21 protein-coding genes and 1 riboswitch are annotated in these 22,779 nt (G+C 51.6%); of the genes, 6 read left to right on the top strand and 15 right to left on the bottom strand.

Going from position 1 to position 22,779, the window contains the following annotated elements; genetic code table 11:
- Positions 1 to 7: 7 nt before the first annotated feature.
- A complete protein-coding gene (locus BLR73_RS10045; protein WP_091861683.1) occupies positions 8 to 1,600 on the top strand; it encodes an alpha-N-arabinofuranosidase in 1,593 nt (530 codons plus the stop codon).
- A gap of 15 nt (positions 1,601 to 1,615) precedes the next feature.
- On the opposite strand, the gene BLR73_RS10040 is transcribed toward BLR73_RS10045, so the two are convergent.
- Entirely contained in the window at positions 1,616 to 2,443 is an 828-nt protein-coding gene (locus BLR73_RS10040; protein ID WP_233456455.1) for an SGNH/GDSL hydrolase family protein, read from the bottom strand.
- A 95-nt stretch (positions 2,444 to 2,538) separates the two neighbouring features.
- On the opposite strand from BLR73_RS10040, the gene bglX reads away from it, so the two are divergent.
- Positions 2,539 to 4,785, top strand: coding sequence for a beta-glucosidase BglX (gene bglX / locus BLR73_RS10035; RefSeq protein ID WP_013064472.1), 2,247 nt, complete (start codon positions 2,539 to 2,541; stop codon positions 4,783 to 4,785).
- Positions 4,786 to 5,229: 444 nt separating this feature from the next.
- Positions 5,230 to 6,639 (top strand): hypothetical protein, encoded by a 1,410-nt coding sequence (locus BLR73_RS10030; RefSeq protein WP_091861680.1) that lies wholly within the window; start codon positions 5,230 to 5,232, stop codon positions 6,637 to 6,639.
- On the opposite strand, the gene BLR73_RS10025 is transcribed toward BLR73_RS10030, so the two are convergent.
- From BLR73_RS10025 to BLR73_RS10000, 6 genes are all read right to left on the bottom strand, one after another.
- The gene (locus tag BLR73_RS10025; RefSeq protein ID WP_255397369.1) at positions 6,623 to 6,862 is read right to left on the bottom strand and encodes a sensor histidine kinase; all 240 of its coding nucleotides are present in this window, start codon (positions 6,860 to 6,862) and stop codon (positions 6,623 to 6,625) included. The genes BLR73_RS10030 and BLR73_RS10025 overlap by 17 nt on opposite strands.
- A 134-nt stretch (positions 6,863 to 6,996) precedes the next feature.
- A complete protein-coding gene (locus BLR73_RS10020) occupies positions 6,997 to 7,419 on the bottom strand; it encodes an Hsp20/alpha crystallin family protein (RefSeq protein WP_091861674.1) in 423 nt (140 codons plus the stop codon).
- Positions 7,420 to 7,592: 173 nt separating this feature from the next.
- Positions 7,593 to 8,792: an anaerobic sulfatase maturase gene (locus BLR73_RS10015; protein WP_091861671.1), complete on the bottom strand. Its 1,200-nt coding sequence runs from the start codon at positions 8,790 to 8,792 to the stop codon at positions 7,593 to 7,595.
- Positions 8,782 to 10,437 carry a sulfatase-like hydrolase/transferase gene (locus tag BLR73_RS10010; RefSeq protein ID WP_091861668.1) on the bottom strand — a complete coding sequence of 552 codons (1,656 nt, stop codon included), beginning with the start codon at positions 10,435 to 10,437 and terminating at the stop codon, positions 8,782 to 8,784. Before BLR73_RS10010 ends, BLR73_RS10015 begins: the two co-directional genes overlap by 11 nt.
- Positions 10,438 to 10,706: 269 nt before the next feature.
- Positions 10,707 to 11,849: an AraC family transcriptional regulator gene (locus tag BLR73_RS10005; RefSeq protein WP_091861665.1), complete on the bottom strand. Its 1,143-nt coding sequence runs from the start codon at positions 11,847 to 11,849 to the stop codon at positions 10,707 to 10,709.
- A 33-nt stretch (positions 11,850 to 11,882) separates the two neighbouring features.
- Positions 11,883 to 12,815 (bottom strand): DMT family transporter, encoded by a 933-nt coding sequence (locus tag BLR73_RS10000; protein WP_091861662.1) that lies wholly within the window; start codon positions 12,813 to 12,815, stop codon positions 11,883 to 11,885.
- A 130-nt stretch (positions 12,816 to 12,945) separates the two neighbouring features.
- Here BLR73_RS10000 and BLR73_RS09995 point away from each other — a divergent pair, with 130 nt between their 5' ends.
- The 3 genes from BLR73_RS09995 to BLR73_RS09985 all read left to right on the top strand — a co-directional run bounded on the left by BLR73_RS09995 (position 12,946) and on the right by BLR73_RS09985 (position 16,062).
- Complete coding sequence (locus BLR73_RS09995) at positions 12,946 to 13,824, top strand: patatin-like phospholipase family protein (protein ID WP_091862005.1); 879 nt, start codon at positions 12,946 to 12,948, stop codon at positions 13,822 to 13,824.
- An 80-nt stretch (positions 13,825 to 13,904) separates the two neighbouring features.
- Entirely contained in the window at positions 13,905 to 15,443 is a 1,539-nt protein-coding gene (locus BLR73_RS09990) for a carboxylesterase/lipase family protein (RefSeq protein WP_091861660.1), read from the top strand.
- A 256-nt stretch (positions 15,444 to 15,699) separates the two neighbouring features.
- Positions 15,700 to 16,062, top strand: a complete 363-nt coding sequence (locus BLR73_RS09985; RefSeq protein WP_091861657.1) for a hypothetical protein — start codon at positions 15,700 to 15,702, stop codon at positions 16,060 to 16,062.
- An 86-nt stretch (positions 16,063 to 16,148) separates the two neighbouring features.
- Here the strand turns inward: BLR73_RS09985 and thiD are convergent, their stop codons facing one another.
- The 8 genes from thiD to thiS form a co-directional block, all read right to left on the bottom strand.
- Positions 16,149 to 16,946 carry a bifunctional hydroxymethylpyrimidine kinase/phosphomethylpyrimidine kinase gene (thiD, locus tag BLR73_RS09980; RefSeq protein WP_091861654.1) on the bottom strand — a complete coding sequence of 266 codons (798 nt, stop codon included), beginning with the start codon at positions 16,944 to 16,946 and terminating at the stop codon, positions 16,149 to 16,151.
- Positions 16,937 to 17,473, bottom strand: a complete 537-nt coding sequence (locus tag BLR73_RS09975) for a thiamine phosphate synthase (protein WP_091861651.1) — start codon at positions 17,471 to 17,473, stop codon at positions 16,937 to 16,939. Before BLR73_RS09975 ends, thiD begins: the two co-directional genes overlap by 10 nt.
- A complete protein-coding gene (gene thiH, locus BLR73_RS09970) occupies positions 17,470 to 18,603 on the bottom strand; it encodes a 2-iminoacetate synthase ThiH (protein ID WP_091861649.1) in 1,134 nt (377 codons plus the stop codon). The genes BLR73_RS09975 and thiH overlap by 4 nt, the downstream gene beginning before the upstream one ends.
- 8 nt (positions 18,604 to 18,611) lie before the next feature.
- Entirely contained in the window at positions 18,612 to 19,412 is an 801-nt protein-coding gene (locus BLR73_RS09965; RefSeq protein ID WP_091861646.1) for a HesA/MoeB/ThiF family protein, read from the bottom strand.
- Positions 19,413 to 19,439: 27 nt separating this feature from the next.
- On the bottom strand, positions 19,440 to 21,026 hold the full coding sequence (thiC, locus tag BLR73_RS09960; protein ID WP_091861643.1) for a phosphomethylpyrimidine synthase ThiC: 1,587 nt from the start codon (positions 21,024 to 21,026) through the stop codon (positions 19,440 to 19,442).
- 27 nt (positions 21,027 to 21,053) lie between these two features.
- The gene (locus tag BLR73_RS09955) at positions 21,054 to 21,827 is read right to left on the bottom strand and encodes a thiazole synthase (RefSeq protein ID WP_091861640.1); all 774 of its coding nucleotides are present in this window, start codon (positions 21,825 to 21,827) and stop codon (positions 21,054 to 21,056) included.
- Complete coding sequence (locus BLR73_RS09950; RefSeq protein WP_233456457.1) at positions 21,820 to 22,440, bottom strand: thiamine phosphate synthase; 621 nt, start codon at positions 22,438 to 22,440, stop codon at positions 21,820 to 21,822. Before BLR73_RS09950 ends, BLR73_RS09955 begins: the two co-directional genes overlap by 8 nt.
- Before the next feature lie 5 nt (positions 22,441 to 22,445).
- On the bottom strand, positions 22,446 to 22,643 hold the full coding sequence (thiS, locus tag BLR73_RS09945; RefSeq protein ID WP_013063548.1) for a sulfur carrier protein ThiS: 198 nt from the start codon (positions 22,641 to 22,643) through the stop codon (positions 22,446 to 22,448).
- Positions 22,630 to 22,732: riboswitch (TPP riboswitch) on the bottom strand. (Overlaps the previous gene by 14 nt.)
- Between the last annotated feature and the right edge of the window lie 47 nt (positions 22,733 to 22,779).

Here is a 22,779-nt window from a genome sequence, read left to right as displayed (position 1 = left end):
CAACCACATGAAAAAGTTTATTTTTACCGCGACTATCGCACTGGCTTTTGCCACATCGGCATCAGCCGCTGAAAATGTGAAAGCTACGGTTCATGCCGATCAGGCTGGAGCCAAGATCAACAAGGAGATCTACGGTCAGTTCTCCGAGCACCTGGGCAGCTGTATCTACGGTGGCCTCTGGGTTGGCGAGAACTCTCAGATTCCTAACATCAACGGCTATCGTAAGGATGTGTTCGAGGCTCTCAAGGCGCTGCAGATTCCTGTACTGCGCTGGCCAGGCGGCTGCTTTGCCGACGACTACCACTGGATGGACGGTATCGGTCCAAAGTCAGAGCGCCCCTCTTTGCGTAACAACAACTGGGGTGGCACCATCGAGGACAACTCGTTTGGTACCCACGAGTTCCTGAACCTGTGCGAGATGCTGGGTTGCGAGCCTTACATCTCGGGTAACGTAGGTTCTGGTACCGTTAAGGAGATGGCACAGTGGGTTGAGTATATGACCAGCGATGGCGATACTCCAATGGCTCGTCTGCGCCGTGCTAACGGACGTGATAAGGCCTGGAAGGTAAAGTACTTCGGAATTGGTAACGAGGCCTGGGGCTGCGGTGGTAACATGAGTCCTGAGTACTACAGCGACGAGTTCCGTAAGTTCAACACCTACCTGCGCGATCAGGGCGGCAACCGCCTCTATCGTATTGCCTCAGGTGCCAGCGACTACGACTACAACTGGACCAAGGTTTGTATGGATAAGATTGGTGCCCGCATGCAGGGTATCTCTCTGCACTACTACACCTGCACCGGTTGGAATGGTCCTAAGGGTTCGGCCATCAACTTCGATAACGATCAGTACTACTGGGCACTGGGTAAGTGCTTAGAGATCGAGGAGGTAATCAAGAAACACAAGGCCATCATGGACGAGAAGGATCCTCAAAACAACATCGGCCTGCTGGTTGATGAGTGGGGAACCTGGTGGGACGAGGAGCCCGGCACTATCCCTGGCCACCTGTACCAGCAGAACGCCCTGCGCGATGCCTTCGTAGCAGCTCTGAGTCTGAATGTGTTCCACAAGTACACCGACCGTGTAAAGATGGCTAACATTGCTCAGGTAGTCAACGTGCTGCAGTCGATGATTCTCACCGATCAGGAAGGCACAGGCCACATGGTTCTCACCCCAACCTATCACGTATTCCAGATGTACACCCCATTCCAGGAGGCTACCTATCTGCCTGTTGATCTGCAGAGCGAGACTGTGCAGTGCAGCACAGAGTACTGGAAGGAAAAGCAGAAGACCAGCGACAACACCACACGTCCCTGCCCACTGCTCTCTGCATCGGCAGCTAAGACCAAGGATGGCAGCATCGTTCTGGCCATCACAAACGTAAGTCTGGATAAGGATCAGACCGTAGATTTCAACTTCGCTGGTTTCAATGCCAAGCAGGTTAGCGGCCGCATCCTCACCTCAAAGAATGTAGCCGACTACAACGACTTTAATCATCCTAACGTGGTTGCTCCAAAGGAGTACAAGGACGCTAAGATTAAGAAGGGCGTGCTTACCATGAAGGTGCCAGCTAAGTCGATTGTTGTGGTAACACTGAAATAAAAAATTGCCTCGCACTTAAAATGTGCAAGGCAATGTAAGCAACTGATAGTAAAGGGTACGGGCCAAGCGCTCGTGCCCTTTATCATTGGGATGCAGGCGGTCGTTCTCGGCACTCTTAAAGTACTGCGCGTGCTCGTCCATCAGCGGGTACAGACCACTCATAGCGCCCCAGTCAATCACAGGCAGCGCCCAAATCTCACCAGCCTGTTTTACCGACTGCACGTAGGCATCCACATACTCACCACACTGGTTGGTATAATCCTCGGTAGGCTGCCAGTTCTTGTCGTTGGCATAAAAGCCAGCACGGTGGATAGGTGTCAGCAGTATGATCTGCTTGGTGGGATACATGCGCTTTACCTTATTTAATGCGATGTTGATACGTCCGCGATACGTACTGTCGGTCATCACCGGATAGCGATGCAAACGGTCCACGGGGTGCTTCTGTTCGTGTATGCCAGCCACCACCTTCTCGGGTTTCTGTGTGAACCACTCGCCTATGGGCACACCCGCATTGTAATCGTTGGTACCAATAAAAATCATAATGGCATCAATGCTGTCGCCATGCTCCTCGTAGCACTTATCCGCCTGTCGTGGAATATCGTTCCACTGGCGTCCGCTCACCCCATATACGTAAGGCTTGATATCCAACCAATCGGCCAGATAGCCCCAATACTTTATTTTCGAACCATTGTTACGCGGGTCGGTAATCGAGTCGCCAAAGTAAGCCACACGCTTACCCTGCCAAGGATGTGTAAAAACAGTTTGCGAAAAAGCCTGAATGGCAAAAGCAGCACACAGCAGCACCACCATCAATCGTAGTTGTAGATAATTTTTGTTGTACATCGTTATTAATTTGTTTTTATTATTCGCCGCAAAGGTAATACATTTTGCAAACTTTTTTGTACCTTTGCCCCAAAATCTTTAATTAAAACCCATTTATGAAACTAAAAAGACTACTTGTAGGAGCCCTGCTGCTCCTCTCTGGGCTGCACGTTACGGCTCAGGACACCAAAATGAATGATTTTATCAGCCAGCTGATGGCCAGGATGACCGTCGAGGAGAAGTTAGGACAGATGAACCTGCTGCCAGGCACATCGGCAACCACAGGCGAACTGAAGAACAGTCCGCTGATGCAACTGATAGCCCAGGGCAAGCTGGGCACCATCCTGAATCAGAAAGGTGTGGATGGCATCCGTCAGCTACAGGATGCCGCCGTCAAGAAGAGCCGTCTGGGTATTCCCCTGCTGGTGGGTATGGACGTGATTCATGGCTACGAAACCATTTTTCCTATTCCCCTGGGCATGTCGTGCAGTTGGGACCTGGCTGCCATCGAGCAGGCTGCACGCATCGCAGCCAAGGAAGCCACAGCCGATGGCATCTGCTGGACCTACAGCCCCATGGTGGATATCGCCCTCGATGCCCGCTGGGGCCGTATTGCCGAGGGTAATGGCGAGGACCCGTTCTTAGGCTCACGCATTGCCGAGGCATTGGTACGCGGCTATCAGGGCAACTATGGTCCTGAGAACATGATGGCCTGCGTAAAGCACTACGCCCTGTACGGCGGTGCCGAAGCCGGTCGCGACTACAACACCGTAGATATGAGTCACATACGCATGTACAACCAGTTCTTCCCACCCTACCAGGCAGCCGCCAAGGCAGGGGCTGGCTCGTTCATGACATCGTTTAATATCGTAGATTACACCCCTGCCACAGCCAACCGCTGGCTTATCGACGATGTGCTGCGCAAGCAGTGGCAGTGGGATGGCTTTGTAGTTACCGACTACGGCGCCATCGCCGAGATGATGAAACACGGTCTGGGCAATCTCCCACAGGTATCGGCACTGGCCCTGAAGGCAGGCACCGATATGGATATGTGTGCCGAGGGATTCATCGGTACCTTAGAGCAGTCGCTCAAGGAGGGTAAGGTCACTATGGCCGAGATCGACCAGGCCTGCCGTCGTGTGCTGGAGGCGAAATACAAGTTAGGACTGTTCCAGAATCCCTACCGTTTCCTTGATAAGAAACGCCGCGCCACCGACATCTATACCACCGAACACAAGCAGGCAGCCCGCAATCTGGCAGCCGAGAGTTTTGTGCTGCTTAAGAACCAGGACCAGCTGCTACCACTCAAGAAACAAGGCAAGATAGCCCTTATCGGTCCGATGGCCCACAACCGTGCCAACATGGCTGGCACCTGGGCACCTACAGCCGACAACAGCAAGTACATCACCCTGAAAGAGGCTATGGAGCAGGCGCTGGCAGGTAAGGCCACCGTGAGCTATGCCCAGGGCTGCAACTTTACCAGCGACTCTACGCTGCAGAAGGATGGTGGTTTTTATCGCGCCACCCCGTTCAAGGATAGCGAACTGTTGAAGCGCGAGGCACTGGCCATAGCCAAGGATGCCGACGTGATTGTGTGCGCTATGGGCGAGAGTGCCGAGATGAGTGGCGAGAGCAGCAGCCGCGCCACACTCGAGATGTTTGATGTGCAGCGCGAACTGCTCCAGGCCCTGCTGCAACTGGACAAGCCCGTAGTGGTACTCAACTTTGCAGGCCGCCCCACCGTGCTCAGCTGGGAGCAGGCCCATGTGCCCGCCATCCTGCAGGTATGGTTTGGTGGCAGCGAGGCAGGCGATGCCATCTGCGACGTACTGTTTGGTGATAAGGTGCCCAGCGGCAAGCTCACCACCTCTATGCCTCAGGTCACAGGTCAGGAGCCACTCTACTACAACTATCTACCCACCGGTCGCCCTGTAGGCGAGGATCGCAAGGAGTTCCAGAAGTTCGGCAGCAACTACTTCGATGTACGTAACGACCCACTCTACCCCTTCGGCTACGGTCTGAGCTATACCACCTTTGCTTATAGCGATGTAACGCTTAACGGCCGCACAGCACAGGTAACGGTTACCAATACCGGCAACTACGATGCCGACGAGATTGTGCAGCTGTACATCCACGATGTGGTGGCCAGCATCACCCGCCCCGTAAAAGAGCTGAAGGGCTTTGAGCGCATTCACCTGAAGAAGGGCGAAAGCAAGGTAGTGAAGTTCGAGATTACCGACGACCTGCTGAAATTCTACAACAGCCAGTTGGAATATGTGCTGGAACCAGGCGACTTTGAGATTATGATTGGTCCCGACAGCAGTCTGAAACATCTGAAGAAAGCCGTACTTACCATACAATAAAAAGAGAAGCGCGACACCTTTTTGCAGGTGCCGCGCTTATTCTTTAAGTGTACCATATAGATGGCATTTGTTTCGGTGTACTGGTCTCGACTAACTTATCGTCGATCTGTAATTCTTCGTTTTTTGTTTCGTTCTTAGTTGTCATAAGCATTCCTTTTTGGTGATTTTTAGTTGGTACAAATATAGGCAATTTTCCCGTTCATTGCTCTTCCAACCGCATTAATTTAGTACTTATTAACTATAAGAACGCTGTTTGTAGTATTTACATTCAGATTTTATTCAGCAAGCCTCCTTACGAATCCAACCAGCGCTTCACGCTGGCTACTTTGTTTTTCATAAGAACCATCGGGTTAAAATATAACAAATTCGGTAAAATTCCTTAATAAGCTCGTATATACAGGTAGATTTTTCGTATTTTTGCCGAAAAATTTAAAATTTGTAAATATGAAAACCAATTTTTTAGTATTATCAGCAGGTCTGTGTTTAGCATCTATTCTATCCTCATGCACAAAGGATACAATCCCCACTTACGAAGAAGCACAAAAAGCGGCATACACCAATAGTTTTGTGACCAAGTATGGCCAGATTAGTCCCACACAGTCGTGGGATTTCACTACAGGCGAGCCAAACCTCGCTAAAACCCGTGGTGTATCTACTATCAACGTAGAAGTTTTGGAAAAAGGAGTCGACTGGGGGGATGTGTCGAAACTGAAGCTCAAGCACTTTACGTTTAGCAATGCGGTATGGAACTATGATATTATTCAAAGTGGCATCCAAAAGAATGCAGACTTATTCTACGCTATCAATAGTGAGCTACCCGAGAAGAAAATTTGGGTGGGCAACGAAGTTGCATTAGTTTCACCATCCAGCTCGTTCTATATCTTCCCCTTGCTCAGTGGTGGTCTTAATCGCTACGACCTGAAGGTGAAAGTGGGCAACGAAGATCCTGTTATTATTTTCAGTAAGGACTACAACTTTTTCCAGACCATTAACGGCATGACCACACCTGATGGTAAGACCGTTAATATGCGTGGTGTAAAGATTGAGGCTCCCGTGGGCACACCAATCGAGATTTATCTGGATAATGTGAGAAACGAGAATAACAAACAACTGCCAACCGTTGGTACCACCAATGGTCACGCCGTATATATTGATGTGCCCGACAACGTAGAACTGGAGCTCGACGATATCGAACTGGCCGACAATCATATTGCAAAGTACATTGGTATCGAGGATGCCATTGCTGGCACAGACAACGATTACAACGACCTGGTGCTGGCTGTTGTGGGTAATCCCGATGTGCCTCAGGAGAAAGTCATCACCGAGAACCAGTATCAGGTGACTACTTGCCGCGCCAAGCGTTATATGATTGAAGACCTGGGTGCCATCGGCGACTTCGACTTTAACGATGTGGTAGTAGATGTAGAGGAATACACCGTCTATACGCATAAGGTAACATCCGAGAATGGTGTTAAGACCAGCGACGAGGTTATCAGCACTACCACCGCTCCCACCAAGGCATTCATCCGTGCTCTGGGCGGCACCATCGACTTTGAGTTAACCATCGGTAGCACCAAGTGGGTAAAGAGTGAGTCGGATTACGACACCGCTACGATGTACAACACGCAGGGCAACATCGACTACTCGAAAGCCCTGGCTGAGTTCGAAGTGAGCGGTTATAACTACGACAATAACAACATCACCTTCCGAGCCAACGGCAAAGACGGCCGAATGTACACCGTCTCGTTCCCCAAGACCGGCGAGGCCCCAATGATGATTGCCGTAGATCCATCCACCAACTGGATGACCGAGCGCACCAGCATCCCCAGCTCATGGTTCACCAAGGGAGTGTAAACACAAAGCGGGCACCTGCGGTGTAGGTGGTGTCGAGAACCACATCACCTCCCAAGCGGCGTGCCAAACTGCGAGCCACTGTGAGTCCGATGCCTGTACCATCGTAGTATTCATTAAGCTGCACGAACTCATCGAAAATGCGCTCGGCCTCGGCAGCAGGTATGCCGATACCCGTATCTTCGACGATGAACTGTATGCCGCCGTCAACTACACTAAGTTTCAAAACTACACGTTGTTTCTCAAAATGAAATACAAACATTTTATCCAATAATTCTTGGAAAAAGATGCCAACGAAAAAAGGGAGCAACACCGCTGATGGATGTTGCTCCCAATAGTTTAAGATGCCACGTAATCACTTTATGAAACCTCGATAGCTTTCGTAACTTTCTCCTTAGGTTCGGTCTTTGGCATCGTAATCGTTAGGATGCCGTCCTCAACCTTAGCAGAAATCTTCTCCTTTACCACATCATCTGGCAGCGTGTAGTTCTGCTCGTAGTTCGAGTAGCTGAACTCGCGGCGCAGATAGTGATGGTGCTTGTCCTCATGTTTGTGTTCAGCCTTGTTTTCAATGGCGATGGTGAGGTTGCCCTCGTCGTTGATGGCTACACGGCAATATTCTTTCTTTATGCCTGGAGCTGCAAGTTCCATGGTGTAGGCCTTCTCACTCTCCTTGACATTGACTGCGGGTGCTGTACTGTTGGCACGAGGCATAAAATCAGTGTTCAGGAAATCGTCAAATACTGTTGGGAACCAACTGTTTTTAAACATTACTGGTAACATAATCAATACCTCCTAATTATACTTTTAGTTCAACAATGTTATGAGCACCTTTGCTTTTTAGCTCCAGCGCTCACATACCAAAGTGCAATATACGTGCCCAGTGCCAATTTGTCGTATATATGTGGACAGGATGGCATTGTTTTTAAACCATGATAAACATTACTGCCAATTCTTTAAACTCGTTTAAACATTGATTTATGAATGGGCAAAAAAAGTGTTTTGATTTTCTGCGAAATGTAGCGGAAAAACATTTTGTAGCCGGGGCAGAGATAGTTGCGGCGTTCGGGACCGTTAAGGGTGATGCGCTCTACCAGGCGATCCTTGGGGCAGCCACCGAAACAGAGATGGGCTACATCGCAATGCAGACAGGCGGAGGGCAGGCTGTCGAGCTTATACTCGCCAAACTTGCGGTTGGTTTGCATCATATCGTGGAGCGAACCCTGCAGGATATTGCCAATGCGATACTCGGGAAACACATAGCGGTCGCAACGGTACAGGTCGCCATTCTTCTCAATCACACCACAATGGCCGCAAACGGATTCGTGAACACACAAACCGGCTGGGCGGTGGGTAAGGTTGCCAATGGCAGCCTCGATAACCTGCACATACTTGCGACCTACATCACGGCGGCTCCACTCATCGAAAACGGTACAGAGGAACTTGCCGTAGGCTTCGGGCTGCACAGAGAAGGGGGCCAGGTTGCGAGGCTGATGGCTATAGATGCCTGGGGGCAAAGCCACATTCTTATGGCTATCATTAAGCGGCAGGCTCTCGACAACTGGCAAAAACTGCATGTAGTTGCTAAAGCTTCGTAAAAACTGATACACCTCGGCAGCATGTGTGGCGTTGGCGGCATTTACGGTGGTAAGGGTATTGAAGTCGACACCGTGTTTTAGCAGCAGGTCGAGACCATGCATGGTGCGACTATAGGTGCCCTCGCCCCGTGCATCCTTGCGATAGATGTTGTGCAGATGTTCGGGACCATCGATGCTGATGCCGATACGGAACTGATGATTGCGGAAGAACTGGCACCACTCGTCGGTGAGCAGTGTGCCGTTGGTTTGCAGGGTGTTAAGTATTTGGCGGCCCTCGCCGTATTTCTGTTGCAGCGCCATGGCCCGCTCAAAAAAGGGAATACCGCACATAGTGGGCTCGCCACCATGCCAGGCAAACTCTATCTCGGCATAACGTCCGTGGATATCAATCACCTGACGGATGTAGTTCTCGAGCACCTCATCCGTCATAAGCGAAGGGCCAGCGGCATGGCCACCACCCTTCGCTAAATAATAACAGTACTGGCATCGCAGGTTGCAAGCCGCACCAATGGGCTTTACCTCGATGGCATAGTGTCGCAAGTCGTCACTACTGGTCATACTTATTCTTATCGTACATATCTACACCACCCTTATAGCCTTTCTTGGTTTCGCTACCATCGTCGGTACCAATCTCGCGCTGTATCAGGGCGTTCAGTTTCTGGTTCATCAGCTCTACCAGTTGCTGGTTGGCGTTATTATCCTTAGGCCATGCCAGGTTCTCGGTCTCGTCGGTACCGCACATCAGCAGCTCTACATCGTTGTCGGCCCACAAGGCTTCGTAATCGGCTGGTGTGTTGAACTTAACTGGTGCAAAGTAACGGGCAAACTTATAATCGGGGGTGATGATGCCACGTACAAAACCGCGCTTGTTCATATCGGCACGATAGGCAGGCTTCAGGCTGGGATTCATCACGTAGTCGCCATCAATCATGGATATCATCTCGAAACAGAACAGGGCACCCTCGCTGTTACGGATGTCGGTAGCGGGATTCTTCACAGCAGGCATAAGCGAGTGGCCGTGGAGCTCCTGAGTGATAGCACTAAACTGCTGCACGTTGCCAGCTGTAGCAATATCAACAAATGTGGGTGCCAGGTCGAGATGCGAGGTAAGGTTATAACAATGGCGACCGCCCTTCATCTCGGGGTGATAGATAATCAGGGGCACGTGGATGTTGTTCTCGTAGATATTACCACCCTTACCCTTCAAGCCGTGTTCGCCTTGCATCTCACCATGATCGCTGGTGTAGATAACGATGGAATTATTAAGCAGTCCGGCTTTTTCGAGATACTTGAGCAGCACCAGCATGTGGTTGTCCTCGTCCTGAATGGTGTTAAAGTAATAGTCGCGGAAGGTGTGCCATCCTGTGGTGTCGGTTGGCGATGGACCTACCCAGTCCTGCCACTGCTTGTTGTACTCCTTATGTGCAGCAGGGCGACCAGGTTTGTCGAACGACTCGTTCCACGATGCAGGAACAGGCACATTGTAGCTCTTTTTATAAACAGGATCGTCGGGTGCAGGTGTAGCCTCGCCAGCGATGTACGTGCCCGGTGTTTCGTTAAAGTACATGATATCATGTGGGTTCAGGAAGTTTACAGCCAGGAAGAAACTCTGGCCGTCGTTGTTCAGCTGCTTACCTTTGTTTTTCAGCCAGTCGATGGCATGGTCGGCAATGGTGCCATCCTCTTTATAGCCCTCCCAAACCGAACCGTACATATCACCTTCGGTCCAGTCGCTAAAGCCGTACTCCTCAAGCGACTCGGTATCTTCAGAAATGTGCCACTTACCCTTAAAGGCGGTATAGTAGCCGGCATCGCGCAACATATCGCCTACGGTAGGCAGGTCGCGCGACATATCGTTTACAAAGGCATAGTTGGTGTTATCCAGCATACAGGTTTCGGTGATGTGGCGGCCGGTGTAGATAACCGAGCGGCTTGATGTGGAAACATTGGCACAGGCGTAATGCTTCTCGAACGTGGTTCCCAGCTTGCGCAGGCGTTCGCGAGCGGCATAGTCGCTACCAGCAGGATACTGCTCCATATAGGCTTCCTGGTCGGTAGTGATAAAGATGATGTTGTACTTGCCGTCGGCATTAGGCGTAGGCGTGATTTTGTTTGCAGGGTTGTCGGTCGCATCCAAACAACCAACCAGCAGTGCACTTGTAGGTAGCAGCACCAGCGTTTTCTGAATGTTTTGCTTGTTCATTATCTATCGTTTTTAGAGGTTAAATCATGGCGATCTTTAGGATTGAAAAAACTGTTTACCTTATATAAAAGGTAAAATACGATAACGGCGGTAACACCGAAAAGTACGTAAAGCAGAATCTCTAAAGCCATCATAGGTGTAATAATTAATATTAGCGGATGCAAATATACACCCGCAGGCAGCAAACCACCTTTCCCCTCATCAAAAATATGCTGAGAGGAAAGCAGAAATACGCTAAAAGGAAAGAAATACGCTGAAAGGAAAGCCCCCTACCCTTGCTGGCGATAGGCCGAAGGCGACTGTTTTCCTAACTGTTTGAAGGCTTTGGTCATCGAGGCCGGCGAAGAGAAACCACACTCTTCGGCTATCACCAGTAGGCGCTCATCGGGCTTGGCAGTAATCAAACTGATGGCATGCCGCACACGATGCTGGCAAATCATATCGTAGAACGACTGGTAACCGCTGCGGCGTATCACCTCCGACAGATAGGTGGCATTGGTGCCCAGGCGTGCCGTCAGCAAGTCGCTGGTGATGTGCTGCTCGGTAAAGATACGCTCCTTGGTGAGCAGGTCGTCCAACTTACGGCTCAACTGCATAAAGCGCTCATCGGTTAAACGGAACGTGCCTGCCACAGGTGCTGGTTCAGCCATATCATCGGCTGCAGCCTTAACGATTTCATCGGTACGGTCGGCATAGGGCTGTCGCCAAGGGTTAAGCGTAAAGATGCAGAACCAGATGTTCATACCCGTAAAAAACACGTCGCGCACCGCTTTCACGATGGCATTATCAGCATAGAAGTTGATAGCCATCAGCACACAGATAAATGTGGGCAACCACTGGACGTACTGGGCAAAACGCACGGGGAAATCATCGCTATCGGCATAGGTGTCCTCGTTGGCACGGCGCACGGCCTGTCCTATCTTGAGTGCCATGTGCACCGACAGGGCGAAATAGGCAGCAAACACCACGCTGACAGCCACAAACGCCAAAGGACGATAACCATCGGGCAGCTTCACCATGCCCAGGGCCTGTAGCAACAGGGGGGCCAGCACAAGGGCTGCCGGCATAAACAGCCAGTACCATTTGTGATCCAGCACGCTGGCACGGGCCGCATTTCGCGCCGCAAAGAAATAGCCGTGGCACATCACCAGCATCTGCAGCGAGAAGAACAGCACGGCAAAGGCATTTACATACAGCAGGGCATCGGCATCGCCCACCTGCAACAGGTAGGGCAGCTCCATAATCTGCATCAGGTACAGCACTCCTACCGACCGCTGGGCAGGAAACAGCTCGTGGAAATGCGCGTTGTAGGCTTTGGGGCGATAGTACCACTTAAGAATCCATCCGTACAGGTTGGTGAGGATAAACGCCAGGTTGACTGCAAACAGTAGTAAATATTGAGTTGTAGGCATAAGGTTATGAGTTTTGTTTGTTATTGTACGATTTTAAACTTTTCCTTTATTAATAATGTATATACCTGCCGTGGTGAGGGTGGCGGCCAGGATGTACTTAGGCAGGAAGGGCTCGCCCAGACAGAGGCACGAGGTAACGGCACCTACCACAGGGATGAGCGAATTCCAGATGGCTATCTTACCAACGGGATTGCAGGTAAGCAGCTTGTTGTAGAGGGCAAAGCCGATGGTTGAGATGCCGATGAGCATGAGCAGATAGAACAGTCCGAGCAGGGTTACATGGGGCAGCGTGCCACCCAGCAGCAAGCCGGGGATGATGAGCAGGGCACCACCGATGCCCAGACTGTAGCCGGTTCCCACAAACACATCCACGCGCTGGTTGACACCTCGTGTCATCAGTCCTGCAAAGGCACCGCACAGGGCATTGAGTATAATCATACCATCGCCCAGCAGGGTGAACTGGCCACTACCCTCGCCCCCCAGGTTGAGCGACAGGATACCACCAAAGCCGATGGTGCAACCCAGGATTTTACGGGTGGTAAGTTTATCGCTCTTAAAGAACATACAGGCCAGCAGCACCAGCGTAAACACGCTGAGCGAATTAAGGATGGCAGCACGACTGCCCTGACTATGCGACAGGCCGATATAGAAGGCGGCGTAATGCAGCGTAGTATTAAGTAAGGTGAAACCCAACAGAAACAAAGCACTACCGATGAGGTTTGGTTTGGCGGCCTCCTTGAACTGGAACGAGCGATGGGTGAAACGGGCTATCGAAAGGATGATGAGTCCCGAGATACAGAAGCGGATGCCGGCAAACAGCATCTTACTGCCCGTCATGTCGGCAGTAATCTCGAACTCGGCAAAGCCCAGTTTGATAAACGGGTAAGCCCATCCCCACAGAAACGCAGCGGTAAAGGCCATGAGGGCTGCCCAAACAGGACGCTGGAAGATACTTTGTTGTGTCATATAGGATGCAAAGATAAATGTTTTGGCACGAATTTCACGAATTAACACGAAAAAATTAATAAATTCGCGCAAATTCGTGTAATTCGTGCCTAATTTTTTGTATTTTTGTCGCGAAATTAGAATGATTGCAATGAACAAACAGGATACAGCAACAAGCACAAAGCGTGATGTGGCTCTGGTACTATCGAGTGGTGGTGCCCGCGGACTGGCACATATCGGTGCCATCGAGGAACTGCTTAACGAGGGCTATCATATCACCTCGATAGCAGGCTGCTCGATGGGTGCGCTGATAGGCGGTGTGTATGCGGCAGGCAAGCTGGAGGACTTCAGAGAGTGGATGAAAACCATCGACCGCAAAAAAATGCTCGAGCTGACCGATTTCTCGTTCAGTCTGAACCACCTGGTAAAAGGCAGCCGTATTATCGAGGCCATCATGGAGTTTGTGCCCGATGTGCCTATTGAGGAACTGCCCATACCCTACTGCGCCGTGGCTACCGACTGGATTTCGGGTAAGGAAGTGGTGTTTCGCAAAGGCAGTTTGTTCGAAGCCATCCGCGCATCCATCTCGCTACCCACCTTTTACGAGCCTGTGCGCCGCGACGGCATGATACTGATAGATGGTGGTGTTACCAACCCCATACCCCTTAACCGTGTGGAACGCCACGAGGGCGACCTGCTGGTAGGCATCGACGTGAGCGGTCACGACTACAAAGTGCAGTGGGAGATACAGCAGGAAATAACCGAGAAGCGCAAACGCAGCACCTCGTTATCGCAGCAGATACTGAACCGCCTGCTGCCCGATCACCTCGACTTTAACTATTACACCATGCTGTCGCGTGTAAGCTCGCTGATGATACGTCAGAACTCGCTGCTGATGGCCAAGTTGACCAAGCCCGATGTGCTGGTGGATATACAGATGGCCCGTTACGGCGGGTTCGACTACGACAAATCGGAAAAGCTGATAGCCATAGGCCGACAAAAAACACGCCAAACTTTGCTTTCGGTTTAAACCTTTTGTCGCACGCTACGTCAATAAATAAACCTGAATAAAATAGGAACCATTAGTTATTATCAACAAAACCAATAATTATGAGAAAACTATTCATGTCTCTCCTGCTCTTAGTAGCAGTGTCTGCAGGTGCTGCAGAAAACCCAGTTCTAACAATCGAAGGTGGCAAGGTGCAAGGCATCCTGGCCGACGATCATCCCGAAGTTTTTGTGTATCGTGGCATTCCTTATGCTGCACCTCCTATCAAGGAGAACCGTTGGAAAGCACCACAGCCCATCGTTCCCTGGAAGGGTGTGAAGGTATGTGATACCTTCGGTCGCCCCAGCTATCAGGCCATCCAATATACCGGTGGCTACTACACCGAGTGGGGTTATGGTAAGGAGGCAGCCTTTAGCGAGGACTGCCTGTACCTGAACGTATGGACCAAGGCCCCTGGTGATGTGAACAAGAAGCTGCCCGTAGCCCTGTGGATTCACGGTGGTGGCTATCGCGAGGGTTTCGGTTCGGAACCTGAGTTCGACGGACAGGAATGGGGTGCCAAGGATGTAGTGCTGGTATCTATCAACTACCGCCTGGGTGTATTCGGATTCCTCACCCACCCTGCACTGGCAGCCGAGAGCCCCAACCACGTATCGGGTAACTATGGTATCCTTGACCAGATTGAGGCCCTGAAATGGATTAAGAAGAATATCGCCCAGTTTGGTGGCGACCCCAATAACGTCACCATCTTCGGACAGAGCGCCGGTGGTGGTAGCGTACGTACACTGTGCGAGAGTCCCCTGGCCCGCGGCTTGTTCCACAAGGCTGTGATTATGAGTGCCCAGGGACTGAGCATTCCCGATGCCAACGGTAACATGATGGGTGGCCGCTACAGTGGCGGTACCGTACAGGAGGCCGAGGCTAACGCTAAGAAGGTGTTCGACTGGGCCGGACTGACCGACCTGAAGAAGATGCGCGCCGCCAGCACCGAGACTATCTTTGCCCTGCCTACCCTGTACTATCAGGTAAACAACGACGGACAGCAGCAGGCTGGCGGTTTCCCATTTATGCGCGGACTGCCATTCATGCCTATGATCGACGGCTACGTAAGCGAGAAGAGCTTTGACGATGCCACCCGCCAGGGCACACTGGCCGACGTACCTTATATGATTGGCTTTACACTGGATGATATGGGTAACATGGCACCAAACATTGCCGAGTTCTGTAAGGTTCGCGAGCAGAAGGGCGGTAAGGCTTGGGCCTACCAGTTTGCACGTCCATTGCCCGATGATGGCAGTCATCCCGAAGTAACCCAGCGCCTGAAGGGTGCTTTCCACTCAAGCGACCTGTGGTTTGTATTCAAGAGCTTGAAGCATTGCTGGCGCCCCTGGACTAAGGGCGACTGGGATCTGAGTGAGAAGATGCTTACCGCTTGGACCAACTTTGTAAAGTACAGCGATCCTAACGGTCCTAAGGGTGGTGCCTGGACTCCTTGCACCGCCAAGAGCACCAAGTTTATGGTATTCAAGCTTGACGAGAAGGATGCCGAGGCTTCGTTCTTAGGCCAGCCCGAGAAGTCGAAGCTGCCCGCATTCAGCTTCGGTCCTATGCCTGCACGACCATCTGCAACTGCTAAATAAAGTATTAAGTATTAACAAACAGAGAGTCCGTCTGCATCCGTAGGCGGACTTTTTGTATCTATCGTTGACCTGAATCAATAAACTGATTTGTATCAATAAAAACGCTGTGTTCGCACACAATTAGATAAAAATGCTTGTTTAATTCAAAAAGTCGCCGTACCTTTGCACCGTCAAAAAGAAACAAAGGGTAACAAAAATGTTTAAAGTAGGCCGACCGTGAAAGGCCGACTGAGTAAAATTAAGAAAGGGTAAAAAGATGAAAAAGATGATTTTGACATTAGTTGCAATGCTGAGTATGACAACCGCATTTGCCGAGGGTGAGAACACTAACGCTGTAGCAAACGTAGAGGCTTACAAGATGGATATCAATATCAATAAGCTGGCTGATGCTCTGAACCTGGGCGACGATCAGAAGGAAGCTGTTGAGAACATTCACCACGTGTTCAGCACCGAGATGACTTATGCTGCACAGTATGGCAATGCTGATCGCGATGCAATGGTTAAGAACGCTATCAACACCGACGTTAAGCGTATGAGCCGCGTTCTGAATGCTGAGCAGATGAAGAAGTACCTCATGTTGTTGAACATCACTATCTACAACCGCGGTCTGAACAAGTAAAAAGAGAGATTTATATAATTCTAATCCATGGGATAGTAGGACATCCATCCGGTAACGGAGGGTGTCCTTTTTTGATGTTCTGAAAGTTACGGCATCTGTAGCGGACCGTTACCATGCCCGATACGGATAGCTGCCGACTTGCGGATAGCCTCGGTAATAAACTGCTTGGCTTTACCCACCGCCTCGGGTAGCGGGTGACCTAAGGCTAAGTTGGATGCAATGGCCGACGAGAGCGTGCAGCCTGTGCCGTGCAGATTGCTGGTAGCAATACGCTCGGTGGCAAACGTGCTTAGGCTGCCATCAGGTTCGAACAGCAAATCTATCATCTGCGGCTTATCGGCATGCCCACCCTTGAGCAGGAAAGCGCAACCGAAATGCCGCGCCAGGGTTTCGCCAGCCACCTGTACAAACGACGAGGAGATGGGCTTTTCGATGAGTTGCAGCAGGCGGTTAGTTTCGGGCAGGTTGGGAGTGATGAGTGTGCAGAGGGGGAACAGCTTGCTGACCACTAACTGTACAGCCTCGGGGGCCATCAGCGGATAACCGCTGGTGGATACCATCACGGGATCGTAAACCACCGACACGGGGTGCTGCGCCAGATAGGTGTGCAGTTCGTCGGCTACCACCTGAGCCACCTCGGCATCAGGAAGCATACCAATCTTGATGGCCTTAGGCTCCAGATCGGAAAGTACAGCACGCAGCTGCTGGCCTACCACTTCGGGTGGCACAGGCATGGCGCTCTGTACGCCTAACGTGTTTTGTGCGGTGACAGATGTAATCACCGTAGCCCCATAACAGCCATGGGCCGTGATGGTTTTAAGATCCTGCTGAATGCCGGCACCTGCCGATGGGTCGCTACCGGCTATTGATAATACTACCTCCATGCGTCGCCGAGGATCATGGCTCCTCCAAAGCCCATTTCTTTAACTTCAGTTATTTTATCGAATGTAATGCCACCCAGCGCCATCACCCGTTCGTCAATCAGTCCTACCTCGTGGGCTGCAGCGATGACGTCGGGGGTAAAAGTAGAGTAATAGCCGCGCTTTGAGATACTGTCGAAGATAGGACTCAGACTCATGTAGGCATAAGGCTTTCGGCGGCACTCCGACAGCTCGCTCAGGGTGTGGCACGAGATGCTTACTGCCCCACTCCACCCTGCTGGCGGCTCGGGGTTACGACTGTTAAGATGCACCCCTCGCAAGCCATACTTGATGGCCAGCGAGTGATGATCGTGTAACACCAGACGCGAGTAGAGCTCTGTGGGAATGGAAAATAATAGCTGCTCTACCTCGCTCTGGCTGGCTCTAGGTTTACGTATATGTACCAGATTGGCCCTGCCGCTTTGCAGCAGCTGGGCAATCTTAGCGGCTTCGCCCTCGAAGAAATCAGGGCGTGTAATAACGATAATCATACACACTTTTTACACATGTCGAACGAGGCATCCCAATCCTTCCAAACGGGCTCGCGGCCCAGTTCCTTCAATCGGGTGTTAATCACCTTAGCCGTACGCTCATCGCTAACCGTAAACTGCTCCAAAGCCTGTGGATAGGTGTGGTAGCCACCAGGGTTCACATGGCTCTCGGCCGACATGGTGGTTACACCTAAGGTACACATGTTGTCGCGGATGTAAGCGGGTTCGCGGGTGCTGTACGAGATGTCGACATCGTGGTCGAAGATACGCATGGCAAACGTGGCTTGTGCCAGTTCGCGATCAGTCATAAAACAGTTGGGCTGGAATCCCTCGTTCTGGGCCGGGCGCATACGGGGGAAGTTGATCGAGTACTTTGTGCGCCAGTAGTGCTTTTGCAGATAGCGCAGGTGGTGCGCCATCATCGTCACATCGGTGCGCCACTCTTTCTCCAGACCGATAAGCACACCCATACCGATAGAGTGTACGCCAGCCTGCCCCATACGGTCGAATCCGTCGCAGCGCCACTCAAAACGGCTCTTCATGCCGCGTGGGTGGTACAGCTGGTAGTGCTCGCGGTTGTAGGTTTCCTGAAAGCAGATCACACCGTTCAGTCCGTGGTGGGTCAGCTCGCGGTATTCCTCCATCTTCAGCGGCATCACCTCGATCTTGATGTTCGAGAAGTAGCGCTTGGCAATATCGATGGCCTTAGCCAGATAAGGCACTCCCGCCTTGGCTGGATTCTCGCCTGTTACCAGCAGGATGTTCTCGAAAGGTGCCAACTTCTTTATTGCCTTATACTCGTCCTCAATCTGTTCGGGTGTCAGGATGGTGCGTGCCATAGGGTTTTCGCGATGAAAGCCGCAGTACACACACGAGTTGGAACACGAGTTGGTGATATACAGCGGGATAAACATCGACATGGTGCGCCCGAAACGCTCCTCGGTGTATTTACGCGAGAGTCGGGCCATCTGCTCTAAGTAAGGTTCGGCTGCAGGCGATAGCAGGGCCATAAAGTCGTTCACATCGCAGCGACTCTTGCCTAAGGCGCGGCGCACATCGGCATCGTTCATGCTGGCTATGCGCTCGGTGGTTTCCTGCCAACTAATGTTTTTAAGTTCGTCACTAAACATCTTTTCGTTTATTTTGATTTACAGGGTTTGAAAGCATACTCCTTCAACTGGTGTATCGAAGGATGAGTGCCACAGAGTTCGCAGTTTTCACGCTTGCCAAAGTCGAAGCGCTGCCACTGCATACTGAGGGCATCGAAGGTAAGCATACTGTTGGTGAGCAACCGGCCCACCCCAGCTAAGTATTTCAAGCACTCGGTGGCCTGCACGGTACCTAACATGCCGGCTATCGAGCCTAACACGCCCACCATGGCGCAGGTCTCCACATCCTGCTTGGCAGGGGGCTCAGGGAACAAGCAACGGTAACAGGCCGAGCCTGGCACATGGGTCATCAGCTGTCCGCTATACTTGCTGATGCCACCCATCGAAAAGGCCTTGTTAAGCATCACGCAGGCATCGTTTACCAGATACTTGGGCGCAAAGTTGTCGGTACCGTCGATCACAAAATCGTAGGGCTTAATCAGCTCCATGGCGTTGGCCTCGCTCAGATAGTATTCGTAGGTCTCCACATGCACATCGGGGTTGATGGCCAGCATGCGCTCCTTGGCCACATCCACCTTGGGGCGCCCCACATCGGGCGTGCTGTGCAGCACCTGGCGCTGCAGGTTGGTGATACTCACAGTATCGCCATCCACCACACCGATGGTGCCCACACCAGCTGCCGCCAGGTACAGGGCTACAGGCGAGCCTAAGCCCCCTGCCCCCACCAGCAGCACCTTGGCCTGCAGCAACTTGCTTTGTGCCTCAGGTCCGAAACCTTCCAGTATCAGGTGGCGGTTATAACGCCTACGTTGTTCACTCGTTAGTTCCATTAAAGTTTAATGTTTAATCTTTAATGTTTAATGTTTAATCTTCCTCAGGTCATGCGTGAGCTTGGCAGCGCAGAAGTTTGGTCCGCACATGGTGCAGTACTCGCCATCGGTATGTCCTGCCTCGGTGAAATACTGCAGCGCCAGTTCGGGATCCAACGACAGGTGGAACTGATCGCGCCAACGGAACTCGAAACGGGCTTTCGACAGGGCGTTATCGCGGATGGTGGCACCGGGGTGTCCCTTTGCAAGATCGGCAGCATGGGCAGCTATCTTATAGGCAATGATACCTGCGCGCACATCGTCCTTATTTGGCAGGGCCAGATGCTCCTTGGGGGTTACGTAGCAGAGCATGGCAGTTCCCAGCCAGGCTATCTGCGCACCACCGATGGCACTGGTAATATGATCGTAGCCAGGAGCGATATCGGTAACAATAGGTCCGAGGGTATAGAATGGTGCCTCGTGGCACTTCTCCAACTGGCGCTCCATGTTCTCCTTGATTTTATGCATGGGCACATGACCGGGACCCTCGATAAAGGCCTGCACATTCTTCTCCCAGGCACGTACCACCAGCTCGCCCATGGTGTCGAGCTCGGCAAACTGGGCGGCATCGTTGGCATCGGCTGTACAGCCAGGGCGCAAACCATCGCCCAGCGACAGGGCTACATCGTACTTAGCCACAATATCACAGATATCATCAAAGTGCTCATACAAAAAGCTCTCCTTATCATGCAGCAGGCACCACTTGCTCATAATGCTACCGCCACGACTCACGATACCGCACAATCTGCTATCGGCCAGGTGCACGTTGTGACGACGGATGCCGGCATGGATGGTAAAGTAATCCACACCCTGCTCGCACTGTTCGATGAGTGTGTCGCGATACACCTCCCACGAGAGGTCTTCCACCTTGCCATCCACCTTTTCCAAAGCCTGATAGATGGGCACGGTGCCTACGGGTACAGGACAGTTACGCAGAATCCACTCGCGGGTTTCGTGAATGTTGTTACCCGTTGAGAGGTCCATCAACGTATCGCCACCCCACTTGCACGACCATACGGCCTTGTCTACCTCTTCGTCGATGCTGGATGTAGTGGCCGAGTTACCGATATTGGTATTGATTTTCACCGCAAAGTTGCGTCCGATAATCATCGGCTCGCTCTCGGGGTGATGGATGTTAGCGGGGATAACGGCACGTCCGCGTGCCACCTCCTGGCGTACGTATTCGGGAGTGATATGACTCTCGATACCCAATGCCTGGCAGTTCATGTTTTCGCGAATGGCCACATACTCCATCTCGGGAGTGATGATGCCTGCCTTAGCACACGCCATCTGGGTGATGCCCTGACCTTTCTTAGCACGATCGGCAATCCACTGCTGGCGCATGGGGGGCAGTCCCTTCTTCAAGTCAACCGTATAGTTGGGGTCGGTATAAGGACCGCTGGTATCGTAGATATACACTGGTTCGTTCTTCTCTACGTGGGTTTTGCCGTCGGCATCCTTCGTCACCGTTGGTGTCAGGTTCACCTTGGTCATACCCACCTTTACATCAGGATACAAATTTCCTTGCATATAGGCCTTCTCTCTCTGAGCATAGGCCTTGTGATCGTTTATCATTAAAAATTAAAAATTAAACATTAAACATTAAACATTTAAAAACGCCGTGAGTGGGCTCGAAGCTTCGGCGCAATCGGCGATGGCTCCTAAGCCTGCCTCGAAGGCCTGGCGACCGGCGATGACAGCCTGACGGAAGGCATCAGCCATCGCTACAGGATCGCCTGCAACGGCAATGGCGGTATTCACCAGCACACAGTCGGCACCCATCTCCATCGCCTCGGCAGCATGACTGGGGGCACCGATACCGGCATCAACCACTACAGGCACCGTGGCCTGGTCGATGATAATCTGCAGAAAATCCTTCATTCTCAAACCCTTGTTGGTACCGATGGGGGCTGCCAGCGGCATCACAGTAGCTGCACCAGCCTCTTCCAGATGCTTACACAGCGTAGGGTCGGCCTGGCAGTATGGCAGCACCACAAAACCAAGTTTTACCAACTGCTCGGTGGCCTTCAGCGTCTCAACCGAGTCGGGCAACAGGTAGCGTGGGTCGGGGTGTATCTCCAACTTCAACCAGTTGGTGCCAAAGGCCTCGCGGGCCATCTGGGCAGCAAACACCGCCTCTTCAGCATTACGCACACCCGATGTATTGGGCAGCAACTGGATTTTGGGGTTCTGGGTGATGTGTGTCAGCAAATCGTCGTTCTTGTCGTCGAGTTCCACACGTTTCATGGCAACGGTAACCATCTCCGATCCCGAAGCCTCGATAGCCTGGGCCATCAGCGCATTGTTGTTAAACTTGCCTGTGCCCAGAAACAAACGAGAGTTAAACTCCCGTCCTGCAATTACTAATTTACTCATGATTAACTATGTTTGTTAAGTGTTTCATTTCGTCAATGGGGTTCGCAGCCCTTAGCACCGTACCACTCAGGGCAATGCCGGTGATGCCGGTTGCCAGTATGGCGGGTATATCGTCCTTGGTAATACCGCCGATAGCCACAACGGGGATGTCGATATGCGCCGCACGCATCTCGATGATAATCCGTCGGTAACCATCCAGTCCTAATACCGGCGACAACTTCTGCTTGGTGGTAGTAAAGCGGAAGGGGCCACAGCCAATGTAGTCGGCACCAGCCGCATAGTGGGCTTTTACATCCCAGATGGTGTTAGCTGTTCCACCTATGATATAATCGGGACCTAACTGGCGGCGTGCCTCGCTAATGGGCATATCGTTCTTACCCAGATGCACACCATCGGCCTGCAACTCCTTTACTAATGCCACGCGATCGTCGATAATAAACGTAGCGCCATACTGCTTACATAGCTTCTGGGCCTCAATCGCAACGGGGCGCACCTCATCGTCGGTAGCGTCCTTCATGCGCAGCTGTATCCATCGGCAACCACCCTGCAAGGCAAGGCGGATGCTGTCCAGATAGCTATACTTATCGGTGTAGTGAGATATAAACTGTAACATAGCCCTTACCCCCCGCATGCAGCTTTGATAATAGTGATAGTGGCGCCCTCTTGCAGGATGGTGTCATCCCAAGTAGTGCGCGGTTTCAACTCATTATCGATAGCTATTGCCACACCTTTGGCGGGCAACTGCAATTGGGCGGCAAGCTCGGATACAGTTTTGGCTTGCGTCTCGTGTTGTTTGTTGTTAATCCTTACTTTCATATTGCATTCCTCCGACGGCATTACCCGTATCAGGTTCTATGGGTATTTTCTCAGCTTTGGCACATGCCTCAGCACCCCGAATATTTAATTTTGCGCTGCAAAAGTAATGTTTTTATTTCTATCTGACAAATAAATC

The sequence above is a fragment of the Prevotella sp. khp1 genome (genome assembly GCF_900102205.1).
Lineage (GTDB): Bacteria > Bacteroidota > Bacteroidia > Bacteroidales > Bacteroidaceae > Prevotella > Prevotella ruminicola.
Note: the sequence above shows the minus strand (reverse complement) of the source record. Positions and strands in the feature narration are given on the sequence as shown.

Excerpts from the sequence above, each read along its gene's own strand:
- thiH (WP_091861649.1), bottom strand. The coding sequence starts at position 18,603 with ATGTTTAGTGACGAACTTAAAAACATTAGTTGGCAGGAAACCACCGAG.
- BLR73_RS10015 (WP_091861671.1), bottom strand. The coding sequence starts at position 8,792 with ATGACCAGTAGTGACGACTTGCGACACTATGCCATCGAGGTAAAGCCC.
- bglX (WP_013064472.1), top strand. The coding sequence starts at position 2,539 with ATGAAACTAAAAAGACTACTTGTAGGAGCCCTGCTGCTCCTCTCTGGG.
- BLR73_RS09975 (WP_091861651.1), bottom strand. The coding sequence starts at position 17,473 with ATGATTATCGTTATTACACGCCCTGATTTCTTCGAGGGCGAAGCCGCT.
- BLR73_RS10040 (WP_233456455.1), bottom strand. The coding sequence starts at position 2,443 with ATGTACAACAAAAATTATCTACAACTACGATTGATGGTGGTGCTGCTG.
- BLR73_RS09965 (WP_091861646.1), bottom strand. The coding sequence starts at position 19,412 with ATGGAACTAACGAGTGAACAACGTAGGCGTTATAACCGCCACCTGATA.
- thiD (WP_091861654.1), bottom strand. The coding sequence starts at position 16,946 with ATGGAGGTAGTATTATCAATAGCCGGTAGCGACCCATCGGCAGGTGCC.
- BLR73_RS10030 (WP_091861680.1), top strand. The coding sequence starts at position 5,230 with ATGAAAACCAATTTTTTAGTATTATCAGCAGGTCTGTGTTTAGCATCT.
- thiC (WP_091861643.1), bottom strand. The coding sequence starts at position 21,026 with ATGATAAACGATCACAAGGCCTATGCTCAGAGAGAGAAGGCCTATATG.
- BLR73_RS09990 (WP_091861660.1), top strand. The coding sequence starts at position 13,905 with ATGAGAAAACTATTCATGTCTCTCCTGCTCTTAGTAGCAGTGTCTGCA.
- BLR73_RS10020 (WP_091861674.1), bottom strand. The coding sequence starts at position 7,419 with ATGTTACCAGTAATGTTTAAAAACAGTTGGTTCCCAACAGTATTTGAC.
- BLR73_RS10000 (WP_091861662.1), bottom strand. The coding sequence starts at position 12,815 with ATGACACAACAAAGTATCTTCCAGCGTCCTGTTTGGGCAGCCCTCATG.
- BLR73_RS09985 (WP_091861657.1), top strand. The coding sequence starts at position 15,700 with ATGAAAAAGATGATTTTGACATTAGTTGCAATGCTGAGTATGACAACC.
- thiS (WP_013063548.1), bottom strand. The coding sequence starts at position 22,643 with ATGAAAGTAAGGATTAACAACAAACAACACGAGACGCAAGCCAAAACT.
- BLR73_RS10045 (WP_091861683.1), top strand. The coding sequence starts at position 8 with ATGAAAAAGTTTATTTTTACCGCGACTATCGCACTGGCTTTTGCCACA.
- BLR73_RS09955 (WP_091861640.1), bottom strand. The coding sequence starts at position 21,827 with ATGAGTAAATTAGTAATTGCAGGACGGGAGTTTAACTCTCGTTTGTTT.
- BLR73_RS09950 (WP_233456457.1), bottom strand. The coding sequence starts at position 22,440 with ATGTTACAGTTTATATCTCACTACACCGATAAGTATAGCTATCTGGAC.
- BLR73_RS10010 (WP_091861668.1), bottom strand. The coding sequence starts at position 10,437 with ATGAACAAGCAAAACATTCAGAAAACGCTGGTGCTGCTACCTACAAGT.
- BLR73_RS09995 (WP_091862005.1), top strand. The coding sequence starts at position 12,946 with ATGAACAAACAGGATACAGCAACAAGCACAAAGCGTGATGTGGCTCTG.
- BLR73_RS10005 (WP_091861665.1), bottom strand. The coding sequence starts at position 11,849 with ATGCCTACAACTCAATATTTACTACTGTTTGCAGTCAACCTGGCGTTT.